This is a genomic window from Secundilactobacillus collinoides DSM 20515 = JCM 1123, assembly GCF_001435975.1.
Taxonomy (GTDB): domain Bacteria; phylum Bacillota; class Bacilli; order Lactobacillales; family Lactobacillaceae; genus Secundilactobacillus; species Secundilactobacillus collinoides.
This window is the reverse complement of sequence record NZ_AYYR01000115.1, coordinates 1-551: the sequence shown is the minus strand read 5'-3', so window position 1 is coordinate 551 and position 551 is coordinate 1. Positions and strand designations below refer to the sequence as shown.

Genomic DNA, 551 nt, shown 5'->3' with positions numbered 1-551 from the left:
GCAACCCCAGAAAACGGCGACCCAGTCGATGCAACGATTCCATCAGACCCAACTATCACCGATGCAGGCATTACTGGGGATCCTGAAGATGGTTACACAGTTACGGGCAAGTCAGTGCCAAACACACCAATCACAATTTATGACAAAAATGGTGACCCGATCGCATTTGGATCAACAAATGGTGATGGCACATTCATCATTCCAGTTAAGGCAGAAGATGTGGATCCAGGTGACCCAATTACGGTTACACCGGAAGGTGGGGATTCAACCACGCTGACCGTTCCGGATGGTGACAAGGCGGTCATTCAAGATCCTAAGATTACCGGGAATTCAACTGACGGTTACGATTTCACTGGAAACACCGATCCAAACACACCGGTGACGTTAACTGACCCTGACGGCAATGTTATTGGGACTGGGACCTCAGATGGTAACGGTGATTTCACCATTCCAATCCAGGCCAAGGATGTTACACCGGGTGAAACGGTTACTGCTACCCCTGATGGTGGTGACCCGGCAACGGCCACTGTGCCAAGTGATCCGACCATTGA

Annotated in this window: 1 protein-coding gene; it reads left to right on the top strand. The window is 50.5% G+C overall.

Features of this window, described 5'->3' with window-relative positions:
• Positions 1-551: Ig-like domain-containing protein (locus FC82_RS16945; protein ID WP_235809252.1), on the top strand; the 551-nt coding region annotated here is incomplete at both ends.